This is a genomic window from Acinetobacter sp. Q186-3, assembly GCF_013420655.1.
Taxonomy (GTDB): domain Bacteria; phylum Pseudomonadota; class Gammaproteobacteria; order Pseudomonadales; family Moraxellaceae; genus Acinetobacter; species Acinetobacter indicus.
On sequence record NZ_VOXS01000008.1, the window covers coordinates 103,063 to 123,869 of the forward strand.

At 46.0% G+C, this 20,807-nt stretch carries 17 protein-coding genes; 8 read left to right on the forward strand and 9 right to left on the reverse strand.

From position 1 onward, the window contains the following. The first annotated feature begins 188 nt into the window (after window positions 1-188). Genes FTT64_RS14455 through pgaD form a run of 5 tightly spaced genes read left to right on the forward strand, consistent with a single transcriptional unit; the run spans window position 189 to window position 6,233 of the window. Entirely contained in the window at window positions 189-458 is a 270-nt protein-coding gene (locus FTT64_RS14455; protein WP_227554587.1) for a hypothetical protein, read from the forward strand. After that, window positions 409-2,637: a poly-beta-1,6 N-acetyl-D-glucosamine export porin PgaA gene (pgaA, locus tag FTT64_RS09210; protein ID WP_227554586.1), complete on the forward strand. Its 2,229-nt coding sequence runs from the start codon at window positions 409-411 to the stop codon at window positions 2,635-2,637. Before FTT64_RS14455 ends, pgaA begins: the two co-directional genes overlap by 50 nt. After that, window positions 2,637-4,487 (forward strand): poly-beta-1,6-N-acetyl-D-glucosamine N-deacetylase PgaB, encoded by a 1,851-nt coding sequence (pgaB, locus tag FTT64_RS09215; RefSeq protein WP_180182295.1) that lies wholly within the window; start codon window positions 2,637-2,639, stop codon window positions 4,485-4,487. Before pgaA ends, pgaB begins: the two co-directional genes overlap by 1 nt. Further along, window positions 4,487-5,755: a poly-beta-1,6-N-acetyl-D-glucosamine synthase gene (gene pgaC, locus FTT64_RS09220; RefSeq protein ID WP_171260915.1), complete on the forward strand. Its 1,269-nt coding sequence runs from the start codon at window positions 4,487-4,489 to the stop codon at window positions 5,753-5,755. Before pgaB ends, pgaC begins: the two co-directional genes overlap by 1 nt. Next, window positions 5,748-6,233 (forward strand): poly-beta-1,6-N-acetyl-D-glucosamine biosynthesis protein PgaD, encoded by a 486-nt coding sequence (pgaD, locus tag FTT64_RS09225; RefSeq protein ID WP_168396323.1) that lies wholly within the window; start codon window positions 5,748-5,750, stop codon window positions 6,231-6,233. The genes pgaC and pgaD overlap by 8 nt, the downstream gene beginning before the upstream one ends. A gap of 62 nt (window positions 6,234-6,295) precedes the next feature. On the opposite strand, the gene FTT64_RS09230 is transcribed toward pgaD, so the two are convergent. From FTT64_RS09230 to trpS, 3 genes are all read right to left on the reverse strand, one after another. Beyond that, window positions 6,296-8,026 (reverse strand): flotillin family protein, encoded by a 1,731-nt coding sequence (locus FTT64_RS09230; protein WP_127798958.1) that lies wholly within the window; start codon window positions 8,024-8,026, stop codon window positions 6,296-6,298. A gap of 25 nt (window positions 8,027-8,051) precedes the next feature. Beyond that, the gene (locus FTT64_RS09235) at window positions 8,052-8,699 is read right to left on the reverse strand and encodes a YqiJ family protein (RefSeq protein ID WP_180182294.1); all 648 of its coding nucleotides are present in this window, start codon (window positions 8,697-8,699) and stop codon (window positions 8,052-8,054) included. 405 nt (window positions 8,700-9,104) lie between these two features. Beyond that, the gene (gene trpS, locus FTT64_RS09240; RefSeq protein ID WP_180182293.1) at window positions 9,105-10,118 is read right to left on the reverse strand and encodes a tryptophan--tRNA ligase; all 1,014 of its coding nucleotides are present in this window, start codon (window positions 10,116-10,118) and stop codon (window positions 9,105-9,107) included. A 203-nt stretch (window positions 10,119-10,321) separates the two neighbouring features. Here trpS and FTT64_RS09245 point away from each other — a divergent pair, with 203 nt between their 5' ends. The 3 genes from FTT64_RS09245 to FTT64_RS09255 all read left to right on the forward strand — a co-directional run bounded on the left by FTT64_RS09245 (window position 10,322) and on the right by FTT64_RS09255 (window position 12,668). Then, window positions 10,322-11,248 carry a DUF808 domain-containing protein gene (locus FTT64_RS09245; protein WP_104487924.1) on the forward strand — a complete coding sequence of 309 codons (927 nt, stop codon included), beginning with the start codon at window positions 10,322-10,324 and terminating at the stop codon, window positions 11,246-11,248. A 47-nt stretch (window positions 11,249-11,295) separates the two neighbouring features. Further along, the gene (locus FTT64_RS09250) at window positions 11,296-12,201 is read left to right on the forward strand and encodes a neutral zinc metallopeptidase (protein ID WP_016659937.1); all 906 of its coding nucleotides are present in this window, start codon (window positions 11,296-11,298) and stop codon (window positions 12,199-12,201) included. A 137-nt stretch (window positions 12,202-12,338) separates the two neighbouring features. Then, window positions 12,339-12,668, forward strand: coding sequence for an MGMT family protein (locus FTT64_RS09255; protein ID WP_168390664.1), 330 nt, complete (start codon window positions 12,339-12,341; stop codon window positions 12,666-12,668). A gap of 52 nt (window positions 12,669-12,720) precedes the next feature. Here the strand turns inward: FTT64_RS09255 and FTT64_RS09260 are convergent, their stop codons facing one another. The 6 genes from FTT64_RS09260 to carA all read right to left on the reverse strand — a co-directional run bounded on the left by FTT64_RS09260 (window position 12,721) and on the right by carA (window position 20,666). Further along, a complete protein-coding gene (locus FTT64_RS09260; protein WP_005176293.1) occupies window positions 12,721-13,158 on the reverse strand; it encodes a universal stress protein in 438 nt (145 codons plus the stop codon). Between the two features lie 319 nt (window positions 13,159-13,477). After that, complete coding sequence (locus FTT64_RS09265; RefSeq protein WP_180182292.1) at window positions 13,478-14,101, reverse strand: CatB-related O-acetyltransferase; 624 nt, start codon at window positions 14,099-14,101, stop codon at window positions 13,478-13,480. A 42-nt stretch (window positions 14,102-14,143) separates the two neighbouring features. Continuing rightward, on the reverse strand, window positions 14,144-15,580 hold the full coding sequence (locus FTT64_RS09270) for a deoxyribodipyrimidine photo-lyase (protein ID WP_180182291.1): 1,437 nt from the start codon (window positions 15,578-15,580) through the stop codon (window positions 14,144-14,146). Between the two features lie 132 nt (window positions 15,581-15,712). Beyond that, window positions 15,713-16,189 (reverse strand): transcription elongation factor GreA, encoded by a 477-nt coding sequence (gene greA / locus FTT64_RS09275; protein ID WP_075167191.1) that lies wholly within the window; start codon window positions 16,187-16,189, stop codon window positions 15,713-15,715. A gap of 92 nt (window positions 16,190-16,281) precedes the next feature. Next, the gene (carB, locus tag FTT64_RS09280; RefSeq protein ID WP_016659941.1) at window positions 16,282-19,512 is read right to left on the reverse strand and encodes a carbamoyl-phosphate synthase large subunit; all 3,231 of its coding nucleotides are present in this window, start codon (window positions 19,510-19,512) and stop codon (window positions 16,282-16,284) included. 14 nt (window positions 19,513-19,526) lie between these two features. After that, window positions 19,527-20,666 (reverse strand): glutamine-hydrolyzing carbamoyl-phosphate synthase small subunit, encoded by a 1,140-nt coding sequence (gene carA / locus FTT64_RS09285; protein ID WP_005176309.1) that lies wholly within the window; start codon window positions 20,664-20,666, stop codon window positions 19,527-19,529. Window positions 20,667-20,807: the final 141 nt, after the last annotated feature.

The window sequence follows — 20,807 nt, forward strand, 5'->3', positions numbered from 1 at the left end:
AACCTACCTGACTAAAAAACCCCAGTTCTTGGGGTTTTTTATGGCAAAGAATATAGATAATGATGACGCTTCTATTGAGGAAAAAGTAAAGCATACAAAACAAATAAAATGATTGTTTTAGTAATTGTGATTTACATCACACTTTAATAGAATATCGAACAATAATTATCAGAAACTTGAGAATTTATATGATCAAAATAACAACGATCATGCCGATTCAGTGTCTGTCGCTTTGCTCTTTTTTATTTTTTTCTTCTGCTCATGCCAATACGCTTGATCAGCAACGTGAGCACGCGGTGGAGATGGTTCGGTCCGGGCAGGTGGTCTCTGGACTCAATCGCTTGCAGGCGTTATTAGCTCAATTTCCCACAGATCAAAAGTTAATTGCGGATTATCTAGTTTTGGCCTGTGGTACATCCACAGGATTTATACCGCCTAACGCAGCAGATTCAACCTAAAACCTTTCCTGCCTATGCCCAGGTCAGCGCTATCAAGGTGCTCCGTGATGCCAAGCAGTACGCTCAGGCCAAAGCGTATCTGGCCCGGTTTCAGCCTTTAAATACCCAGGCCAGCGGCAAAGTCTGGCACGCGGTACTGGAAGCCGAGTCGGGTCAGGCAGCAGCCGCTAAAACGTTGCTGAAAAACCTGCAATGGCAACAGCTTAGTGCCGATGACCTGATTTTATTGTCTTATACCTATCGTATCCTGAATATGCCGGTACAAGCCTTGCAGGCAGCCGAAGCCGGATTAAAAAAGCAAAGCAGCATTGCAGGCCATGAACAATATGTACTGTCGCTGATGCTTAATGGCAAGCATCATGCAGCAGAGAACTATCTGCTGCAACAACAGTTAGCACAGAGCCATACTCGTTTATTATTGCAAGTCAAACAGCACCAGTTTTCTACCCGGATTCAGAATGCAGTACAGGCCTATAAAACGGCACAACTGCGCAGTGAATATGCAACAGCCTATACCGAGCTGGATGCGGTACTGGCCGATATGGCTGCACATGAACCACAGGTGGCAGCTGACGCCGAACTGCAGCGCGCATTCTATGCCGATTATCTGTATGCCTTGGGACAGCGTAAGCGTCATCAGCAGGTCTTGAAAATTGTGCAACAGCAGCATCAGCCAATTGCAAACTGGCCGGCTTATGTACGCCATGCCATTGCCGATGCCTATCTGGCCACCCGACAACCGGAACTGGCTGAACCGGTGTATTTAAGCCTGTTTCAGGAAAAGAACTATGCAGACTATACGGTGTATGCCGGTTTGTATTATGCCTATATCGACCAGGAAAAATTCAAGCAGGCTGATCAGCTGATTCAGGACATGGACCGTCAGTTACCGCGTTATCGTTATAGCGAGGCCAAAGGCGTGGACCGCAGTACCCATGAAGACCGGGAGCAGTATCTGGCTTTAAAAGGGCTGAACTATGCCTACCGCAACGAACATGCCAAAGCCGAGCAGTATTTTGAAACCCTGGTTTCAATTGCACCGAATAATCTGGCCTATCAGAACAATCTGGCACAAATTCAGCGCTGGCGTGAAAAACCACTGACTTCCCAACAAACGCTGGAGCAGTGGAATGGCCTGGATCAGGTCAGTCAAATCACCCAGATTAACCAGATGCAAAATGCCCAAGCCCTGAATGATATTAGGGGCTGGCGTCAGCTGAATCAGGCCTTGTTACAGACGGCTGCAGATGATACCGGTGTGCAATTAAGCCGCAAAGAATTAAAGGATCGCGATCATTTCAGCATTCAGCATGAAAGTTATTTTTCTGAAAGTCGTTCCGATCAGGAACAGTTGCTGAACCGTTTAAAAGGTTCAGAAGAGCGTACCCATTGGACCCGTCTTAACAGCCCGTGGCTAAATGAGCATTATCAGGTTTTTATTGACCATCAGCATCGGCAGGGGCGTTATGAAGATGGCACCCTGGATGATCCGCGTTTAGGTCTGGGTGTGGCCTGGTCCAAAGATCGCAAGTATGCCAGCCTGTTGCTGTCTCAATCTTTAGATGAAGACCGTGTAGGTGCTGCACTGGACTGGTCGCACTGGTTAAATGACCATTGGCAATATCATCTGGCGGTGAATACCCAGGCCGATATTCCGTTGCAGGCAGTGGCCAAAGCACATGAAGGACAGTCGTATCGGGCTGGCCTCAACTGGCAGGCCAACGAGTCGCGTAAAGCCGGTGCACAATTTCAATTGACCGATATTGATGATGGCAACACCCGTCAGGAATATCAGGCCTATTTTAGCCAGCAGTTTTATCAGGCCCCGCATCATCTGAGTCGTGCCACGCTCAGCGGCTATTATGGAAAAAATAAGCCCGTCGCCGTGGATTATTTTAATCCTGAATCCAGCCATAGTTTAGAGCTGAAACTGGAACATGACTGGATGACCTGGCGTCGTTATGAGCAACATTTTAATCAGCATTTTGAACTGACGCTGGGCACATTTGGACAGAAAGATTATTCCAATGAGCCGATATATAACCTGTTTTATCGCCATGACTGGCGTGTGTCACGAACCTGGAAACTGCACTATGGCATTGGTTGGGGCAGCCATCCGTACGATGGCAAAACAGAAGAAAAAACCTATGCAGTATTCGGCTTTGAAGGACGATTCTAATGCAAATGAAACCCGCTTTACTCCTGAGTGCCTGTATCGCTGCATGTGTTTATTCTCCTTTGACCGTGCAGGCCGAGACCAGCACAGCGCCAGCAGCAACTACAGCGCCGCTTGATGCGCAGGCCTATGAATTTGTTACCTTAACTTTTCATGATGTGCGTGATGACGTTGCCAAACAGGGTGACCGTGATCTATACGCCATCAGCACCCATAACTTTGCCCAGTTCCTGCAATGGATCAGGGAACATGGCTGGCAGCCTATTCGGTTAGAAGATGTCTGGCAGGCCCGTCAGCATAAGACAGCCTTACCGGAAAAAGCAGTATTAATAACTATTGATGATGGCGCGCTCAGCAGCTATAGCCATATTTTCCCCTTATTAAAACTGCATCAGGTTCCGGCTGTTTTTGCTATTCCGACCAGCTGGATTAATGGCAATACCAAAGATGCCTATGAAGCCTATGGAGAGGGCAACCTGATGAACTGGCCGCAGATGCGTGAAATGCAGCAATCCGGTCTGGTCGAGTTTGCCTCACATAGTGATGACCTGCATCACGGGATTATTGCCAATCCGCAGCTGAACCAGCAGCCGGCCGCGATTACCCGTGAATATTTCCCGGCCCAGCAGCGTTATGAATCTGATCGCGCCTATGCGACGCGGGTGGTGAAAGATTTACGTCAATCGAAGCAGATTCTAGATCGTGAATTAGGAATTAATACCCGTGCTATTTTCTGGCCGTATGGTGCGGTGACCAAGGAAACTGAAGCGCTGGCCCGTGAAGCCGGTCTACCAATGTCGTTTAGTCTGGGCAGCGTACTGACATTGGCCGATGCCGATACCACCTATCAGCGTGCCCTGATTACGGAAAACCCATCACCTGAAGAAGTGTTTGGTGAAATTAAAGACTTCTTAATGAATAGCCGGGCGCCGCATAAGCAGCGTAAAAGTTTATTACGCATTAACCTGGCAGATCTGGCGGGGAGCAATATCACCGCATCAGAAGCACATCTGAGCCAGCTGCTCAATCAGGTCAATGCCTTTCAATCCAATACGCTGGTCCTGAATGCGGTGGCCGATCAGAATGCCGATGGCAAAATTGATGTAGCTTATTTTCCGAATCGAAGCTTGCCAGTGGCTCAGGATTTGCTGAACCGGGTGGTATGGCAGGCCCGGACCCGGATTGCTAATCGGGTATATGCAGAAATGCCGCTGAGTCTGGAAACCCGGCAAGGTTATGATCTGGCAGAATTGACCGCAGATCTGGTGAAAAACAACAGCTCGATTGAAGGGCTGATGATTGAAACCGGCGATGCGTTACATTGCGCCGTATTTCAGGCCGAATGGAATGCAAGCTGTCAGGCACAGCTGCAACAGGTATTGAGCATCAAGAACCGGACCAAAAGCCAGGGTAAATACTATGCCAATATCAGTAACAACTATCAGATTGCATTAAAGCTGGAGATTCAGAATCAGCCACTTGACGGACTGAAAAAACTGCTGCAGCAACTGCCGGATCATGCCGATTTCCTGTATCTGGCTGTCGATCCGTTGGCATCCCCCCAAGCCATCAAAAATCTGCATCAGGCTTTAAACCAGTTAAATGATCGTGAAAAGCAGCATTTGATGATTAACTTGCAGATCAATTCGGATAGCACTGCAACAGACTGGCGACATTATCAGCAAATATATCAGCAGCTGAGACGTCAGGGCATTCAAAAAATTGGTATTGATAATTATCAGCCGACCCATGGGCAGGCCGTGCATCAGCACCTGTACCGGGCGTTGAGCCTGAATGCAAGTCCGCTGAGTTATCGTGATCCCTATGTCCTGGAACAGGGAGAGCCGCAATGATGGAAGTGTTCTCGAAATTGAGTTTTAACGATTTTTATTTTGGTTTTGCATTTTTATATCCCTTGCTGATGGCCTGGCTGTGGATTGCAGGCGGGATCTGGTTTTATTTTAAACGGGAATACCGTCAGGATCATTTCCCTGAACCGAGCGATGAAGGCTGCAGTATTATCATTCCTTGCTTCAATGAAGAAGAGCAGGTCAGACGTACCATCAAGTTTGCCATGCAAAGCCAGTATCCGGAATTTGAAGTGATTGCAGTCAATGATGGCAGTCAGGACCGGACTGCAGCAATTCTGGATGAGCTGGCCACGCAATATCCGAAGCTACGGGTGGTCCATCTGGCAGAAAACCAGGGCAAAGCCTATGCCTTAAGAGCCGGGGCAATGGTTAGTCGCTATGAATTTCTGGTCTGTATTGATGGTGATGCGCTGCTGCATCCACACGCAGTATTCTGGATGATGCATCAGCTGACCAGCTTTCCGCGTGTCGGGGCGGTTACCGGTAATCCACGGATTATTAACCGTTCTAGCGTGCTGGGCAAAATTCAGGTTGGTGAGTTTTCCTCGATTATTGGACTGATTAAACGCGCGCAGCGCACCTATGGCCGGATTTTTACCGTATCAGGTGCGATTGCCGGTTTTCGTAAAACTGCGCTGGACCGGATTGGCTACTGGCGTGATGACATGATTACTGAAGATATTGATGTTTCGTGGCGTTTGCAGTTCGATCACTGGGATTTGCAGTATGTGCCCAAAGCCCTGTGTTATATCTATATGCCGGAAACGTTTAAAGGTCTCTGGAAACAGCGCTTGCGCTGGGCACAAGGCGGGATTGAAGTGCTGATTGCCTATGTGCCAAAACTGTTTAAATGGCGCCTTAGACGGATGTGGCCGATTGTAATTGAATCGATCATCAGCGTGCTGTGGGCCTATGTGATTATGGGCATATTTGTGCTGTATTTTTATGGGCTGTTTTTCCCCTTGCCGGGCGAGTGGGCAATTCAATCGATTCTGCCGCAGTGGTACGGGGTGATTTTGGGCCTGACCTGTTTGCTGCAGTTTTTGGTCAGCTTAATGATTGATCATCAATATGATAAAAACCGTACCTTGAGAACCTATTTCTGGGTGATCTGGTATCCGCTGTTTTTCTGGCTGATTACCGCGCTGACCACGGTGGTGTCTGTACCAAAAACTTTGCTGAAAAAGCAGAAACGGGCACGCTGGGTCAGTCCGGACCGTGGTTTTACCAAGGAGCACGAGCATGGCTAAATTTAAAATGATTGAGGATGAAGCTCAGCTGGAGCTGCCGGAATATATTGATGAGCCGCGCTATGTACGCAACAAGGCCGCAGGCTATGGACTATTCTTTCTGGGCTGGTTGGCCTGGATCTGGTTATTCCTGCCTCTGATCACCGTATTGTTGTGGCTGTTTCAGGGCTATACCGTGTATGAGCAGCTGTTTGTGATGTCGGCACCGCAAAGCTCGTTCAGCCTGTTTTATCTGGGGCTGGCGATTATGGTGTTTATTCTGATTCTGCTGATCTGGGCTGTGTATAACTGGTTACGTTTTCGTGATAATGAGCGCCGGGCTTTTCCGGAGCATATTCAGACTGAGCAGCTGGCGGAAAGTTTTCAGGTCGACACAACTGAAATGGCACATTTGCAGCAGGCTAAAAATTTGACCTTACATTATGATGAAGATGGACAGCTGGAAAAATTTGAAGTTCATCAGCCGTTATCTTCATAGTTGAGTATTGAAAAACAGCCATAAAAAACGCAGCCTTAGCTGCGTTTTTTTATTCACCTTATTTAAGTTGATGAAGTTTCCTGATTGATTTTCGGCTGAGATTTCAGGCTTTGGGTCAGACCGTTAATATCACCACCGTGAATACCCAATTCACTCATCAGGCTGTCAATTAACGGCGCTTGCGAACGATAGCGCAGGGCACTGTTCACCACCTGATCGGACAAGGCCACCTGACCATGACCGTGTTCGCTGCCATCGACATGTGCGCTGCCCATCCCATTTAAACCATTGACGTGCAGAATCTTGATGTCATCAATATTTTCCATTGGCTTGACGCTTTCACGGATAATTTCTGGCAGGTATTTCAGCATGGCCAGACGTACCTGCATTTCGACCTGTTCCGTCGACAGGATGTTATTGGCTTCGTTGACTGCACGGGTACCTTCAGCATCAACCTGATACTGTTTTTCCATCGCTTGTGCCAGCAGGACTTTGGCATCGGCTTCACCACGCGCTTTTAAACGCAGCTGTTCTGCATTGGCTTCTGCGGTAATCCGCACCGCTTCCGCTTCATCGACCGCCGCCTGTTTGCCGGCTTCAGCAGCAACGGTAATGGCAATCGCATCTTTTTCAGCGGCCTGCTTGGCAGCCACCAGCTCGACTGCCTTGGCACGTTCTGCGCGCTGGGTTTCACGTACGGTAATCACTTCTTCTTCTGCTTTTACCGCTTGAGCACGGGCTAAATCGGCCTGCGCTTTGGCTTCAGATTCGGCACGGGATTTTTCCGCAATGGCAATGGCGCGGTCCTGTTCGGCCAGTTCAATGGTTTTCTTCTGTTCAACCTGAGCTTTTTGAACCAGCTGTTCTTTTAAAATATTCTCATTGGCGACATCACGTGCCGAACCAATCCGTTTCAGTTCAATTTCACGTTCAGCAGCAATTCGGGCTTCTTCCGCTTCACGTTTTTTAGCTGCTTCCTGCGCTGCAATTTCAGCCAACTGTTCAGCACGGCGTACTGAAATTTCACGTTCTTGCTGTAACTTGGCATATTCTTCTTCACGTAGAATTTGCAGGCGCGCCTGTTCGGCTTCCAGGTTTTTGGCTTTAATGGCTAAGTCGGCATCCTGTTCAATGTCGTTACGTTTACGACGACGGTCTTCAATGGTTTCGGTCAGTTTGGTCAGACCTTCGGCATCGAAAGCATTTTGCGGGTTAAAGTAGCGGAAACTGGTCTGATCCAGTCCGGTTAAAGATACAGTTTCCAGTTCCAGACCGTTTTTAAACAGATCTTCCGATACCACCTGCTGCACTTTCTGCACGAAGTCGACGCGTTTTTCATGTAGTTCTTCCATCGCCATTTCTGCGGCTACGGCACGTAACGAATCAACAAATTTACCTTCGACCAGATTTTTTAATTCATTCGGTGACATGGTTTTTTGCCCCAGCGTTTGTGCTGCGGTGGCAATAGATTCAGCGGTCGGTTTAACCCGCACATAAAATTCGGCCATGACATCGACACGCATACGGTCGCGGGTAATCAGGGCCTGATCTTCAGCACGGCGCACTTCCAGACGCAGGGTATTCATATTGACCGGAATAATTTCATGCAGCACCGGTAACACAATCGCCCCCCCGCCGAGAATGACATGCTCACCGCCAAAACCGGTACGTACAAAGGAAATTTCCTTGCTAGAGCGGCGATACAGGCGGGCCAGGATTAAACCAATCACAAATAAGGCCAGGAAAATAATTCCGGCAATAATCAAGACGTTATACATATTTGAACTTAACATTGTTATCTCTTGTGTTTTTCAGTTGTTAATTTAAATGCATGGCATAAAAGCCAATTTTGGTTCTCCCCGTTAAAATTACGGATTGACCCTGTTGAAAACTTTCGTCCTGTTCCGGTTCTACCAGAATATAGTGGGTCAGACCATGCTGATCCTGCACTTTGGCTTCTGCCGGAGAATTGGGAGTAGCCACACCTAAAATAATGGTGGCTGTGCGGCCAATCAGCTCGTCACTATAAATGGCGGTGGTTTCATCTTGCGGTAAAATGCGGGCAATCAGCATGGCGCTATAACGCACTAGGGGCATGCTCAGAAACAGACAGGCCGGTGCCATTATCCAGGCTGTAATATATTGTCCAGTCCATTGAAACAGTACCGATTGTAAAATCAGGCCAGACAGACCATATAAGGTCAGGAAAATAATCAGCCAGATCAGCAGCGGTACCCGGCCAATGTACAGCCAGTCCAGAAACTGGACCAACAGGCCACTAGAACCATCAATATTCACTTCTACATCTTTATGCGGAATTAAGTCATCCGGCAGAAACTGATCCAGAATGCCCTGACTGCTGCCACCAGCCAGTAACAGAAACACTTCCAGCAGGGCAAAGAAAAACAGCAGGCAGATACAGACACTAAAAATCAGATTGGAAGGGTGAGTGAGCAAATCCCACATAACTGAATACTCTATTGTTCTGTTGTGTTTAAATTATTGATATTCAAAATATATATTATTATTGAATGCGCCTAGCATAGCATTAGGCCGCGTTTTTGTCTAAAAAACCTGCATATTTTAGGTAAAAAAATACGCAATGATTGGGGTGATCATTGCGTAGAACAACGAATCTGCTTGCACAGTTTCGGTAAAGGAGAAATGTTATGAATTAGGATTGCTCCTAGAACATATGACTAGAATACGCCGGCATGAGGCAGGGTTCAGCAGCGTTCAGGTAAATTCATGTTAAAGATTGTTGCTTCTATAAAAATTGTGTGACATTTCTCTCCATATTTTCTCCATCATTGTAAACGTAGCATAAAAAAGCCTTTCGCGAGGAAAGGCTTTTCAAGATCAGCATGGGGCTTAGAAGCGGAACACCCCTAAACCGGCTTTAACTTCATCTAAAGTGGCTTGAGTAATGTCACGGCACTTATCGGTACCGGTCTTTAAGATATCCATGATGTAATCCGGATCTTTGGCCAGTTCTAAACGGCGTTCACGGATTGGACCAATCAGCTCTTTTAAAATGACTTCCAGACGTTTTTTCACGGTACCATCACCCAGACCACCACGGCGATAATGGGCTTTTAATTCTTCCAGTTCTTCTTTGTTCGGATCGAAAGCATCTAGGTAGGTAAATACCACGTTGCCTTCAACCTGGCCCGGATCTTCAATGCGGAGGTGGTTCGGGTCGGTGTACATGGCATTTACTGCTTTTTTAATGTCTTTGTCAGTAGCATCGAGCACAATGGTATTGCCCAATGATTTTGACATTTTGGCTTTACCATCAAAACCAGGTAAACGGCCAACATTCGACAGCAGTGCTTTACATTCAGGCAGCAGGTCCTGACCTACCTGACGGTTAATGCGGCGTACAATTTCGTTGGTCTGTTCGATCATAGGAATCTGATCTTCACCCACGGGCACTACAGTCGCTTTAAACGCGGTAATATCGGCCGCTTGGGCAACTGGATAGCACAGGAAACCAGCTGGAATATCACGTTCAAAACCACGCATCTGAATTTCAGATTTAATGGTCGGGTTGCGCTCTAAACGTGCCACAGTGACAAAGTTTAAATACAGCATGGTCAGTTCATTCAAGGCCGGCAGGCAAGACTGAACACAAATGGTGGTTTTGGTCGGGTCAATGCCCACGGCCAGGTAATCGGTCGCCACTTCAATAATATTACGACGTACTTTTTCAAAGTTGTCGGCGTTATCAGTCAGGGCTTGAGCATCGGCAAGTAAAAGATGTTGATGGTGAGAATCCTGTAAACCTACACGTGAACGTAAAGAACCTACAAAATGACCGAGGTGAAGTTGTCCGGTTGGACGGTCGCCAGTCAAAATAACAGGACGATTATCTTGATTACTCATTATCTCTTCCAAGTCGTTGTTACGACATTTCTATACCGATGATTGGGCTACATTGTACGGCATAATATTTTTGAATGTCACGGGATAAGCCGAACAGAATCAACAATTGTCTGGAAATTTTAAAGATTTATTAATGAAGTAAATACAGAGTTTTGGAAGATTTCTCCTTAGAATAAGCCTAGAACACGATAAGGATAAAAATTATGGCGAGTAGCTTATTACTATTATTAGATGATATTGCCACTGTTTTAGATGATGTGGCGGTCATGAGTAAAATGGCCGCAAAGAAAACGGCCGGTGTACTCGGTGATGATCTGGCCCTGAATGCCCAGCAGGTCAGCGGTGTACGTTCGGAGCGGGAACTGCCGGTGGTCTGGCGCGTGGCCAAAGGTTCTTTTGTCAATAAACTGATTCTGGTGCCTCTAGCTCTACTGATTAGCGTGGTGGCGCCGTGGCTGATTAACCCGTTACTGGTCGTGGGCGGTTTATTCTTATGTTATGAAGGGGTTGAAAAAGTCCTGCATTCCTTGCACAAGAAAAAAGCCAAAACTGCCGAAGAAGCGCAGCAGGAATTAATTAAAACCGAAACCGATCTGGCCACGTTTGAAACTGAAAAAATCAAAGGGGCAGTCCGGACCGACTTTATTCTCTCGGCAGAGATTATTGTCATTTCCTTGGGTACTGTAGCTACCGCGGCCTTTGGTGTAAAAGTCACAGTGCTGAGTATTATTGCCATCGCCATGACCATTGGGGTCTATGGGTTAGTGGCATTTATTGTCAAGATTGATGATATTGGGCTGCATCTCTCGGAACAGGCTTCTAATTTTAAACAGTCGGTCGGGCGCGGCTTGTTGGCCTTTGCGCCAATCTTGATGAAAATCCTGTCGATTGTCGGGACTCTGGCCATGTTCCTGGTGGGCGGCGGGATTATCAACCACGCTATTCCATTGGTACATCACTTTACCGAAGACAGTGTGGAATACGTGCAGGAAATTCCCAATATCGGCAGTATTTTTGGTGCGCTTACTCCAACCTTGATCAATTTTGCTGTGGGCTTTATTGCCGGTTTGATTGTGGTGGCGCTAATTGGTCTGGTGAAAAAGGTCTGGCCACGTTCCAAAGCCTCTTAAACTATGTAAAATTCTAGCCAAGAGATAAAGATAATAAGGAGATTGCTATGCGTTGGAAAGGTCGTCGCGTCAGTAGCAATGTAGAAGATCGTCGCGGTGGTGGCGGTGCCAAAGCCGGCGGGATCAGTATTCTGGGTCTGGTGGTGGCTTTTGTGGCCTGGAAGTTTTTTGGGGTCGATCCGCAAACAGCCTATCAGGCCACCAAGCAGGTGACCAATCAGGGGCAGAGCGCGGAAACACGAGGTCTGGAAAATCCGACGCCGGAGCAGCAGGAATCGATGGAGTTTATTGGCACTATTCTGGCCGATACCGAAGATACCTGGACGCAGGTGTTTGCCGAGCAGCTGAATCAGCAATATGTGCCGCCCAAACTGGTGATGTTTAATGGCGCGGTCAGTTCCGCCTGTGGCAATGCCAGCGCTGCCATGGGGCCGTTTTATTGCCCGGCCGATCAGAAAGTCTATTTAGATACTGGTTTCTTTAAAGATATGCGCACCCAGATGGGAATTTCCGGCGAGCAGAACCAGACCGAATTATCGCGTCAGGATCAGGCTGGAGATTTTGCCCAGGCTTATGTGATTGCACATGAAGTCGGCCATCATATTCAGACCATTCTGGGGATTTCCGGACAGGTACAGCAGATGCGTCAGCGTGCCAGTCAGGTCGAAGGCAACCAGTTATCGGTTCGTCAGGAACTTCAGGCCGATTGTCTGGCCGGTGTCTGGGCGCATCATAACCATCAGCGTACTCAATTCCTGGAACAGGGCGATGTACAGGAAGCGATGGATGCCGCACATAAAATTGGTGATGACTATTTGCAGAAACGTTCGAGTGGACAAGTAGTGCCGGATAGCTTTACCCATGGTACCAGTGCCCAGCGCGTGCAATGGTTTAATACTGGTCTGAAGTCGGGCAATATGAATGATTGCGATACCTTTGGACAAGCCATCTAAAGCGTTGCATCCGCTTTTTAACTCAAGGTGAATACAGGAGGATGTGCAACTGCATGTCCTCTAGTTTTTTAAGCCTAGCTTTTCTAACCAGCACAGCTTTTCATCCCAATAGATTTCAACACTCTAAGATTCTTTTTATGTCTATTCCAGCACGTCCCAGTCAGGAGTTGGCCGCTTATATCACCGCGGTGATTGCCCAGATTCCACCTGGTAAAGTTGCCACCTATGGTCAGATTGCAAAACTGGCCGGTTTGCCGAAACATGCGCGTCTGGTGGGTTATGTACTGAAACATCTGGCACCGGGGCATGTGTTGCCATGGCATCGGGTGCTAAATGCGCAAGGGAAAATTAGCCTAAGCAAAATCAATGCGCAGGGTGAAAATATACAGGCGTTAAAACTGATACAGGAGGGTGTAGTGGTCCTGAATAACAAGGTGAGCTTAAAGCAGTATCAATGGCAGCCCTAAAAATAAAAAATTCCCCATACCCGCAGGTACAGGGAATTTTCTGGAGGAAAGATTAACGTACGATGAGTACAGGAACATTACCTTCGCCCAGTACGCTTTGCGCGACGCTACCGAGGAATAACTTTTTCAAACCGGTACGGCCATGAGAACCCATCACAATCAGGTCTGCATTCATTTCAGTTGCAGCACGTGCAATTTCACGATGAATCACTTGACCTTCAAGCAGACGAGACTCAACTGCTACACCTTGTTCCTGGAATTTTGCTTTGGCTTCATCCAGTGTTTTGAGAATAGACACACGCGCACGTTCAATCAGGTCATTGGTCTGGCCTGCTGAAATGTATTCTGATGCAATATATGGATCGAGTGTTAACACCTGTGCAACGGTTACTTTACTGCCGAAAGCTTTGGCAAGCTCGACTGCTTTGGCAACTGCTGCGTAAGAAGTTTCAGAACCGTCCACTGGAACTAAAATGTGTTGAAATGCCATCGTTATTTCTCCTTATTGTGTCATTCAACAATAAAAAATTGAGGGAACACTTTCTATTGCCTTAATCTTATCTTAGCGCTTATTTTTAAATAATAAAACCCAGTAATTTCATAGGGATAATTATTTTTTTAAGGAAGTTTAAGCCTTTCTAATTTAACATGTTTTTGAGTAATTAATCAGCAGTTTACACTAAAGTTGAAGGCTTATTTCATTAAGTCTGGCTTTAGAATGTGTTTAGCTCAGGTTTTTTGAGTTTTAATATCGATTAGATGAAAGTTTTGACCTGATGCTTGGCCTAAGCAAAAGTCCAAGGGAATAATCAGCAGTCTTTGAAATAATCAACCAAAGTAGCAACATCCTCTGTCTGCAACTGTTCCCGCATCTTTAAAAACTGCTTTTCATCCATCTCGTAAATTTTAAGGGAAAGCAGTTTTTCTATATCTTCTTGTGGAAAGCGATATTTAATAATTTTGGCAGGAACTCCTCCCACCACGGCATAAGGTGGAACGTCTTTTGTTACGACCGCACCAGTTGCCACAATTGCACCTTCACCCAGCGTCACGCCTTGCATAATCATGGCACGTGAGCCAATCCAGCAACCATCACCAATAACAGTATCGCCAGCAGGTACAAAACTGCGCGTATCAAACGGAAAGGCAGAAATCCAGTCAGTTCGGTGTAACTGATTACCGCCCATCATAATCACGCATTCCGCCCCAAAACACACGAAATTGCCAATATAAAGCTGATCAATTGGCTTCTCAGGCGTAGAAGGCTTGTCATGCAAATAACGCACAACACAACGCTCAAAACCCTGATCCCAATAAGCAGAATAATAAGAATAGTTTCCCTTAATGTGAATATTAGGGTTTTTCATAGTTTTAGAAATAAATTCGAATTCACACCAATGCTTAACAGGGGAATTAATTAAGGGTTCAGCCATAAGAGCAATCAAAGAACAAGCGTAACGCCATTATAGCCGAAGTTAACCCAAATGCTTAAAGGCCTCAATTGCACGAACACGACTGCTTTTTAAATCTACAATCGGCTTTGGATAATCCAATTTTAGTTGTGGATTTTTCGCATAAGGTTCGTGAATTTGTTTCGCATTTAAATGTGAAATTTCAGGTACCCATTGACGAATATAATCGCCATTTGCATCAAACTTTTGCGACTGACTTACAGGGTTGAAAATACGGAAATACGGTGCAGCATCTGTTCCTGTAGATGCACACCACTGCCATCCACCGTTATTGGCAGCCAAATCACTATCAATTAAATGCTGCATAAACCATGATTCGCCTAAACGCCAATCTATCAGTAAATTTTTGCTTAAAAACATCGCGCAAATCATACGAACACGGTTATGCATCCAACCCGTTGCAAGTAACTGTCGCATGCCAGCATCTACAATTGGGATACCTGTTTGCCCATGCTGCCAAGCCTGTAAATCTTCAGGAGCATTGCGCCATACAATGCGTTGAGTGTCTAATTTAAATGGTAAGTTTTTCGATACGCGAGGGTAGTCGAATAAAATATGCTGATAAAACTCACGCCAAAGGAGTTCATTTAACCAAATTTGTTGCCCATTGTTTTCAAATTCCATACAGCCGTGACTGTGGCGAAACAAAGCTTGTAAACATTGGCGAATAGAAAGAATGCCAATATTTAAATAAGCTGCAAGTTTACTCGTGCTATTCAAATTCGGGAAATCACGTTCAATATGATAATACTCAACTTGATTTTCAATAAACTCATCTAAAAGTTCCCAAGCATGATGCTCACCAATTTGCCAAAGATTCTGTAGGTTTTCGCTGATTACTTTTTCTTCTGAATCTGAGTAAATATCACTTAATTGTGGAACTTCTCTTGTAAAGTCATTGTGCTGTGGAATTGGTTTTTGAACCTCAATAGTTGGGTAGCATTGTGGCAAGCTTATGCTGAGTTGCTCATAGCATTGCTTTTTAAATGCACCAAATACTTGATATGGATGACCAGTTTTATTACGAATGCTTCCAACAGGGAAAATAGTTCGGTCATGATACAACTCAAAACGAATATTATTCTTTTCTAATAGCTGTTGAGTTTGAGCATCGCGTTTTAATTCATTTACACCCAATTCTATATCGGCATGAACAGCTTGAATATTATGATTTTGGCATAAGCTTAATAATTGATTTGGCAGGTCTTTCCATAATGGAATAGTTAAAATAACAAGTGGAATATTTAACGTGGCAAGTTCATTTTTTAGATGATTCAGTTGTCTTAAATAGAAGTCAATTTTAATTAGCGCATCATTGTGCACTTGCCATTGTTTTGGCGATAGCACGACTAAGGCAATGCATGGGCCAGCTTCGCGAGTATGCCAAAGAGCTGCATGATCATGAATTCTTAAATCTTGACGGAACCAAATAAGCTGCATTTTAAAATTTATAGAAAAATATTGACTATTAAAGCATATACATTTGCTGTAATTTTTTTGTGAACTTTTGTTTGAAAGATAATAAAAAAACCCCTCAAACGAGGGGCTTAGGCAATCTGGGCATTGAATTGATTAGATATATTCAACACTTACGATTTCGTATTCTACTTCACCTTGCGGGGTGACAATTTTTACGTCATCGCCTTCATTTTTGCCCAACAGGCCACGCGCGATTGGAGAGTTCACAGAAATCTTGTTAATTTTGAAATCTGCTTCGTCATCACCGACGATCTTGTAGGTTTTTTGCTCTTCAGTATCCAGGTTTTCAATCGTTACTGTAACACCAAAGACCACACGGCCATTTTGCTCTAATTCTTTCACATCAATAACCTGAGCCGCGCCCAGTTTACCTTCGATGTCTTGAATACGGCCTTCGCAAAAACCTTGCTGCTCGCGGGCCGCATGATATTCTGCATTTTCTTTTAAGTCACCGTGTTCACGTGCTTCTGCAATCGCAGCAGTAATACGTGGGCGTTCAACAGTTTTTAACTGGTGTAATTCTTTCTCTAAGGCGACTTTGCCTTCAGGAGTCATAGGATAACGTTGCATTGTTGTCCCTCAAGTTGAATATTAGAAAAATACAGCTCTATAAATGAAAAAAAGCCCGCCACCGAGAGGTGACGGGACTTCTCGGTAGACAATTAACCTTTGCTTAAATCTTGCAAACGATAAACATCCATCGGCAATTTAATGGCTAACGCTTGGCATACCGCATCGGCACCATTCAGGGTAGTCGTATGATAGACCTTACCTTGCAGGGCAGAACGGCGGATTGAGAATGAATCCTGCTGCGCTTGTTTGCCTTCAGTGGTATTGATAATGAGGTGAATTTCGCCATTTTTCAAGCGGTCCACAATATTCGGACGACCTTCAGTTACTTTATTCACACGTTCACATTCAATTCCTGCGGCTTTGATCACATCATAAGTACCGCCGGTAGCGATAATTTTGAAGCCAAAGTCTGCAAGCTGTTTGGCAATACCTGCTGCACGTGGTTTATCAGAATCACGTACTGAAATGAATGCATGCTTGATTTCGCCTTCGGTTGGCAAACCTGGTAAGCGTTCATTCGAGCCTAACACAGCTTTGTAGAATGCTTCACCAAAAGTTTTACCCACACCCATTACTTCGCCTGTAGATTTCATTTCAGGGCCAAGGATTGGGTCAACACCCGGGAACTTGTTGAATGGGAACACCGCTTCTTTAACAGAGAAGTGTTCAGGAATAATCTCGGTCGTGAAGCCTTGTGACTCCAGAGATTGACCTGCCATACAACGTGCTGCAATTTTCGCTAAAGATTCACCGATACACTTAGATACGAACGGCACGGTACGAGATGCACGTGGGTTCACTTCTAAGATGTAAACGTCATCACCTTTCACCGCGAACTGTACGTTCATTAAACCGATAACGCCCAGCTCTTTGGCCATGGCTACGGTTTGACGACGCATTTCGTCCTGTACTTCGTTTGATAACGAGTAAGGTGGAATCGAACATGCAGAGTCACCTGAGTGAATACCCGCCTGTTCAATGTGCTGCATGATCCCGCCGATCACCACATCTTTACCGTCAGATACGCAGTCTACGTCAACTTCAATCGCATCATCCAGGAAACGGTCAAGAAGAACAGGGGCATCATTCGACGCCTGAACGGCATCACGTAAGTAACGCTTCAATTCTTCTTCGTTGTACACGATTTCCATCGCACGGCCACCTAGTACGTATGATGGACGTACCACCAGTGGATAGCCCACTTTCGCCGCTTCAGCAATACCTTCTTCAGCAGATTTTACGATGCTGTTGTTTGGTTGACGCAGTTGCAGACGTTGAATCATTTGCTGGAAACGTTCACGGTCTTCGGCACGGTCAATCGCATCTGGAGATGTACCAATGATTGGTGCACCAGCCTCTTCTAACGCACGCGCCAGTTTCAGCGGTGTTTGACCACCGTACTGTACGATAATGCCTTTAGGCTTCTCGGTACGCACGATTTCAAGCACATCTTCCAAAGTAATTGGTTCGAAGTACAGACGATCTGAGGTGTCATAGTCAGTAGAAACCGTTTCAGGGTTACAGTTCACCATGATGGTTTCATAACCGTCTTCACGCATCGCAAGCGCCGCGTGTACACAGCAGTAATCGAATTCGATACCCTGACCAATACGGTTAGGACCACCACCGATGACCATGATCTTGTCTTTCGCAGATGGATTCGATTCACATTCTTCATCGTAAGTTGAATACATATAAGCGGTATCAGATTCGAATTCTGCCGCACATGTATCCACACGTTTGTAAACCGGAGTCACGCCCAGGTTCCAGCGGTGTTTACGGAATTGTTTTTGTGAAATACCCATCAGGTTGGCGATACGCAGATCCGATAAACCTTTGCGTTTGAACGCACGGATATTGTCTGCGTTTAAGTCGCCGAAACCTAAAGTTTTGATCTGGTTTTCAGTATTGATAATGTCTTCAATCTGAATCAGGAACCAGCGGTCAATTTTGGTCGCTTCAAATACTTCGTCTAAAGTGAAGCCATGACGGAAGGCATCGGCCACGTACCAGATACGCTCTGGGCCTGGAACTTTAAGTTCTTGCAGGATTTTCTCGCGTGCGCCTTCAGTACCCACTTCGATTTTTTCATCAAAACCAGAAGCACCGACTTCTAGACCACGAAGGGCTTTGTTGACAGATTCCTGGAAGTTACGGCCAATTGCCATTACTTCACCCACAGATTTCATCTGAGTCGTCAGTGTTGCATCTGCTTGCGGGAATTTTTCGAAGTTGAAACGTGGAACCTTGGTTACAACGTAGTCAATTGATGGCTCGAACGATGCAGGAGTTGTACCGCCAGTGATGTCGTTTTTCAGCTCATCCAGGGTATAACCCACTGCCAGTTTCGCTGCGATTTTCGCAATCGGGAAACCTGTTGCTTTAGACGCAAGGGCAGATGAACGCGATACACGCGGGTTCATTTCAATGATAACCATACGGCCATCTTTCGGGTTAATACCGAACTGAACGTTAGAACCACCGGTTTCTACACCAATTTCACGCAGTACCGCTAAAGACGCGTTACGCATGAGTTGATATTCTTTGTCGGTCAATGTTTGTGCCGGAGCAACTGTGATGGAGTCACCAGTATGCACGCCCATTGGGTCAAAGTTTTCGATTGAACAGACGATAATACAGTTGTCGTTTTTGTCACGAACAACTTCCATCTCGTATTCTTTCCAGCCAATGAGTGATTCATCAATCAATAACTGGTGAGTCGGAGACAGGTCGAAACCACGTTCACAGATTTCAAGGAATTCTTCGCGGTTGTACGCGATACCGCCACCAGAACCACCCATGGTGAATGATGGACGAATAATCACAGGGAAACCGAAGCGCGCCTGAATGTCCAGCGCTTCTTCCATAGATTCCGCAATCGCAGCTTTTGGACATTCCAGACCAATTTTACGCATTGCTTCGTCAAACAGTTTACGGTCTTCTGCTTTTTCAATCGCTTCTTTAGTCGCGCCAATCAGCTCAACATTGTATTTTTCTAAAATACCGTTGGCATCCAGAGCAAGGGCACAGTTCAGTGCAGTCTGGCCGCCCATGGTTGGTAAAACTGCATCTGGACGTTCTTTTTCAATGATCGCTGCAACGGTTTGCCAGGTGATTGGCTCAATATAGGTTGCATCCGCCATTGCCGGGTCAGTCATAATCGTCGCCGGGTTCGAGTTCACCAGAATGACGCGGTAACCTTCTTCACGCAGCGCTTTGCAGGCTTGAGCACCCGAGTAGTCAAACTCACAGGCCTGACCGATAACAATAGGACCAGCACCAATAATTAAGATGCTTTTAATATCCGTACGCTTTGGCATTATTTGCTCCTTAATTACTTCTTAGCTGCTTCAAGAAGTTCGATGAAATGATCGAACAGTGGGGCACAGTCGTGTGGACCTGGGCTGGCTTCAGGGTGACCCTGGAAGCTGAATGCCGGCTTGTCTGTACGGTGGATACCCTGGTTAGTACCATCGAACAGTGAACGGTGGGTAACACGCAAGACTGCTGGCAGGTTGCTTTCATCCACTGCGAAGCCGTGGTTTTGCGAGGTAATCATCACTGTACCATCTTCGATGTTTTGTACAGGATGGTTGGCACCGTGGTGACCGTGCGCCATTTTCATGGTTTTTGCGCCAGAAGCCAGAGCAAGAATCTGGTGACCTAAACAGATACCAAACACAGGGAGATTGGTGGTTTCAACAATAGTTTTTACAGCTTCAATTGCATAATCACAAGCAGCTGGGTCGCCAGGGCCGTTCGACAGGAACACGCCATCTGGATTTAACGCAAGTACGTCAGCAGCAGGGGTTTGTGCAGGCACAACGGTCAGTTTACAGCCGCGGTCTGCCAGCATACGCAGGATGTTGGTTTTGACACCGTAGTCGTATGCAACCACATGGAATTTAAGTTCAGGTTGAGTAAAGCCTTTGCCAAGTTCCCATGAGCCTTCGGTCCATTCAAAACCGTTCGGGTCACAGCATTCTTTTGCAAGGTCTAAACCGTTTAAGCCGCCAAATGCACGTGCTTTTGCAATTGCTTCTTCTTCAGTGATATTTTCACCAGCCAGAATACAACCGTTTTGCGCACCTTTTGCACGTAAAATACGAGTCAGTTTACGCGTGTCGATATCGGCAATGGCAACCACATTGTGTTGCTTCAGGTAATCCGCTAAAGACTGTGTAGAACGGAAGTTGCTATGCAATAAAGGCAAATCACGAATGATTAATCCGTTGGCCCATACTTTATGAATACGACCAGATTCTGCGTCTTCTTCATTACAACCTGTGTTACCAATATGCGGGTAAGTTAAAGTCACAAGTTGCTGTGCATAACTCGGGTCAGTCAAAATTTCTTGATAGCCAGTCATGGCAGTGTTAAAAACGACTTCACCAGTCGTACTACCCGATGCACCGATTGACGTTCCTTTGAAGATCGTACCGTCGGCAAGGGCTAAAATGGCGGGGGTGCTCAAACCAAAGCTCCTGAAATTTAGGCTGTAAAAAAGCGAGTAGACGAAAAAAAAGGAAGGCTACTATACAACCTACCCTCCTCACATCTGCTCGCTTGAACTTAACAGCGCATTATACGCACCAACTCTGAAAAAGTCCACGTT

Excerpts from the sequence above, each read along its gene's own strand:
- FTT64_RS14455 (WP_227554587.1), top strand. The coding sequence starts at position 189 with ATGATCAAAATAACAACGATCATGCCGATTCAGTGTCTGTCGCTTTGC.
- pgaB (WP_180182295.1), top strand. The coding sequence starts at position 2,637 with ATGCAAATGAAACCCGCTTTACTCCTGAGTGCCTGTATCGCTGCATGT.
- pgaC (WP_171260915.1), top strand. The coding sequence starts at position 4,487 with ATGGAAGTGTTCTCGAAATTGAGTTTTAACGATTTTTATTTTGGTTTT.
- pgaD (WP_168396323.1), top strand. The coding sequence starts at position 5,748 with ATGGCTAAATTTAAAATGATTGAGGATGAAGCTCAGCTGGAGCTGCCG.
- FTT64_RS09230 (WP_127798958.1), bottom strand. The coding sequence starts at position 8,026 with ATGTTAAGTTCAAATATGTATAACGTCTTGATTATTGCCGGAATTATT.
- FTT64_RS09235 (WP_180182294.1), bottom strand. The coding sequence starts at position 8,699 with ATGTGGGATTTGCTCACTCACCCTTCCAATCTGATTTTTAGTGTCTGT.
- trpS (WP_180182293.1), bottom strand. The coding sequence starts at position 10,118 with ATGAGTAATCAAGATAATCGTCCTGTTATTTTGACTGGCGACCGTCCA.
- FTT64_RS09245 (WP_104487924.1), top strand. The coding sequence starts at position 10,322 with ATGGCGAGTAGCTTATTACTATTATTAGATGATATTGCCACTGTTTTA.
- FTT64_RS09250 (WP_016659937.1), top strand. The coding sequence starts at position 11,296 with ATGCGTTGGAAAGGTCGTCGCGTCAGTAGCAATGTAGAAGATCGTCGC.
- FTT64_RS09255 (WP_168390664.1), top strand. The coding sequence starts at position 12,339 with ATGTCTATTCCAGCACGTCCCAGTCAGGAGTTGGCCGCTTATATCACC.
- FTT64_RS09260 (WP_005176293.1), bottom strand. The coding sequence starts at position 13,158 with ATGGCATTTCAACACATTTTAGTTCCAGTGGACGGTTCTGAAACTTCT.
- FTT64_RS09265 (WP_180182292.1), bottom strand. The coding sequence starts at position 14,101 with ATGGCTGAACCCTTAATTAATTCCCCTGTTAAGCATTGGTGTGAATTC.
- FTT64_RS09270 (WP_180182291.1), bottom strand. The coding sequence starts at position 15,580 with ATGCAGCTTATTTGGTTCCGTCAAGATTTAAGAATTCATGATCATGCA.
- greA (WP_075167191.1), bottom strand. The coding sequence starts at position 16,189 with ATGCAACGTTATCCTATGACTCCTGAAGGCAAAGTCGCCTTAGAGAAA.
- carB (WP_016659941.1), bottom strand. The coding sequence starts at position 19,512 with ATGCCAAAGCGTACGGATATTAAAAGCATCTTAATTATTGGTGCTGGT.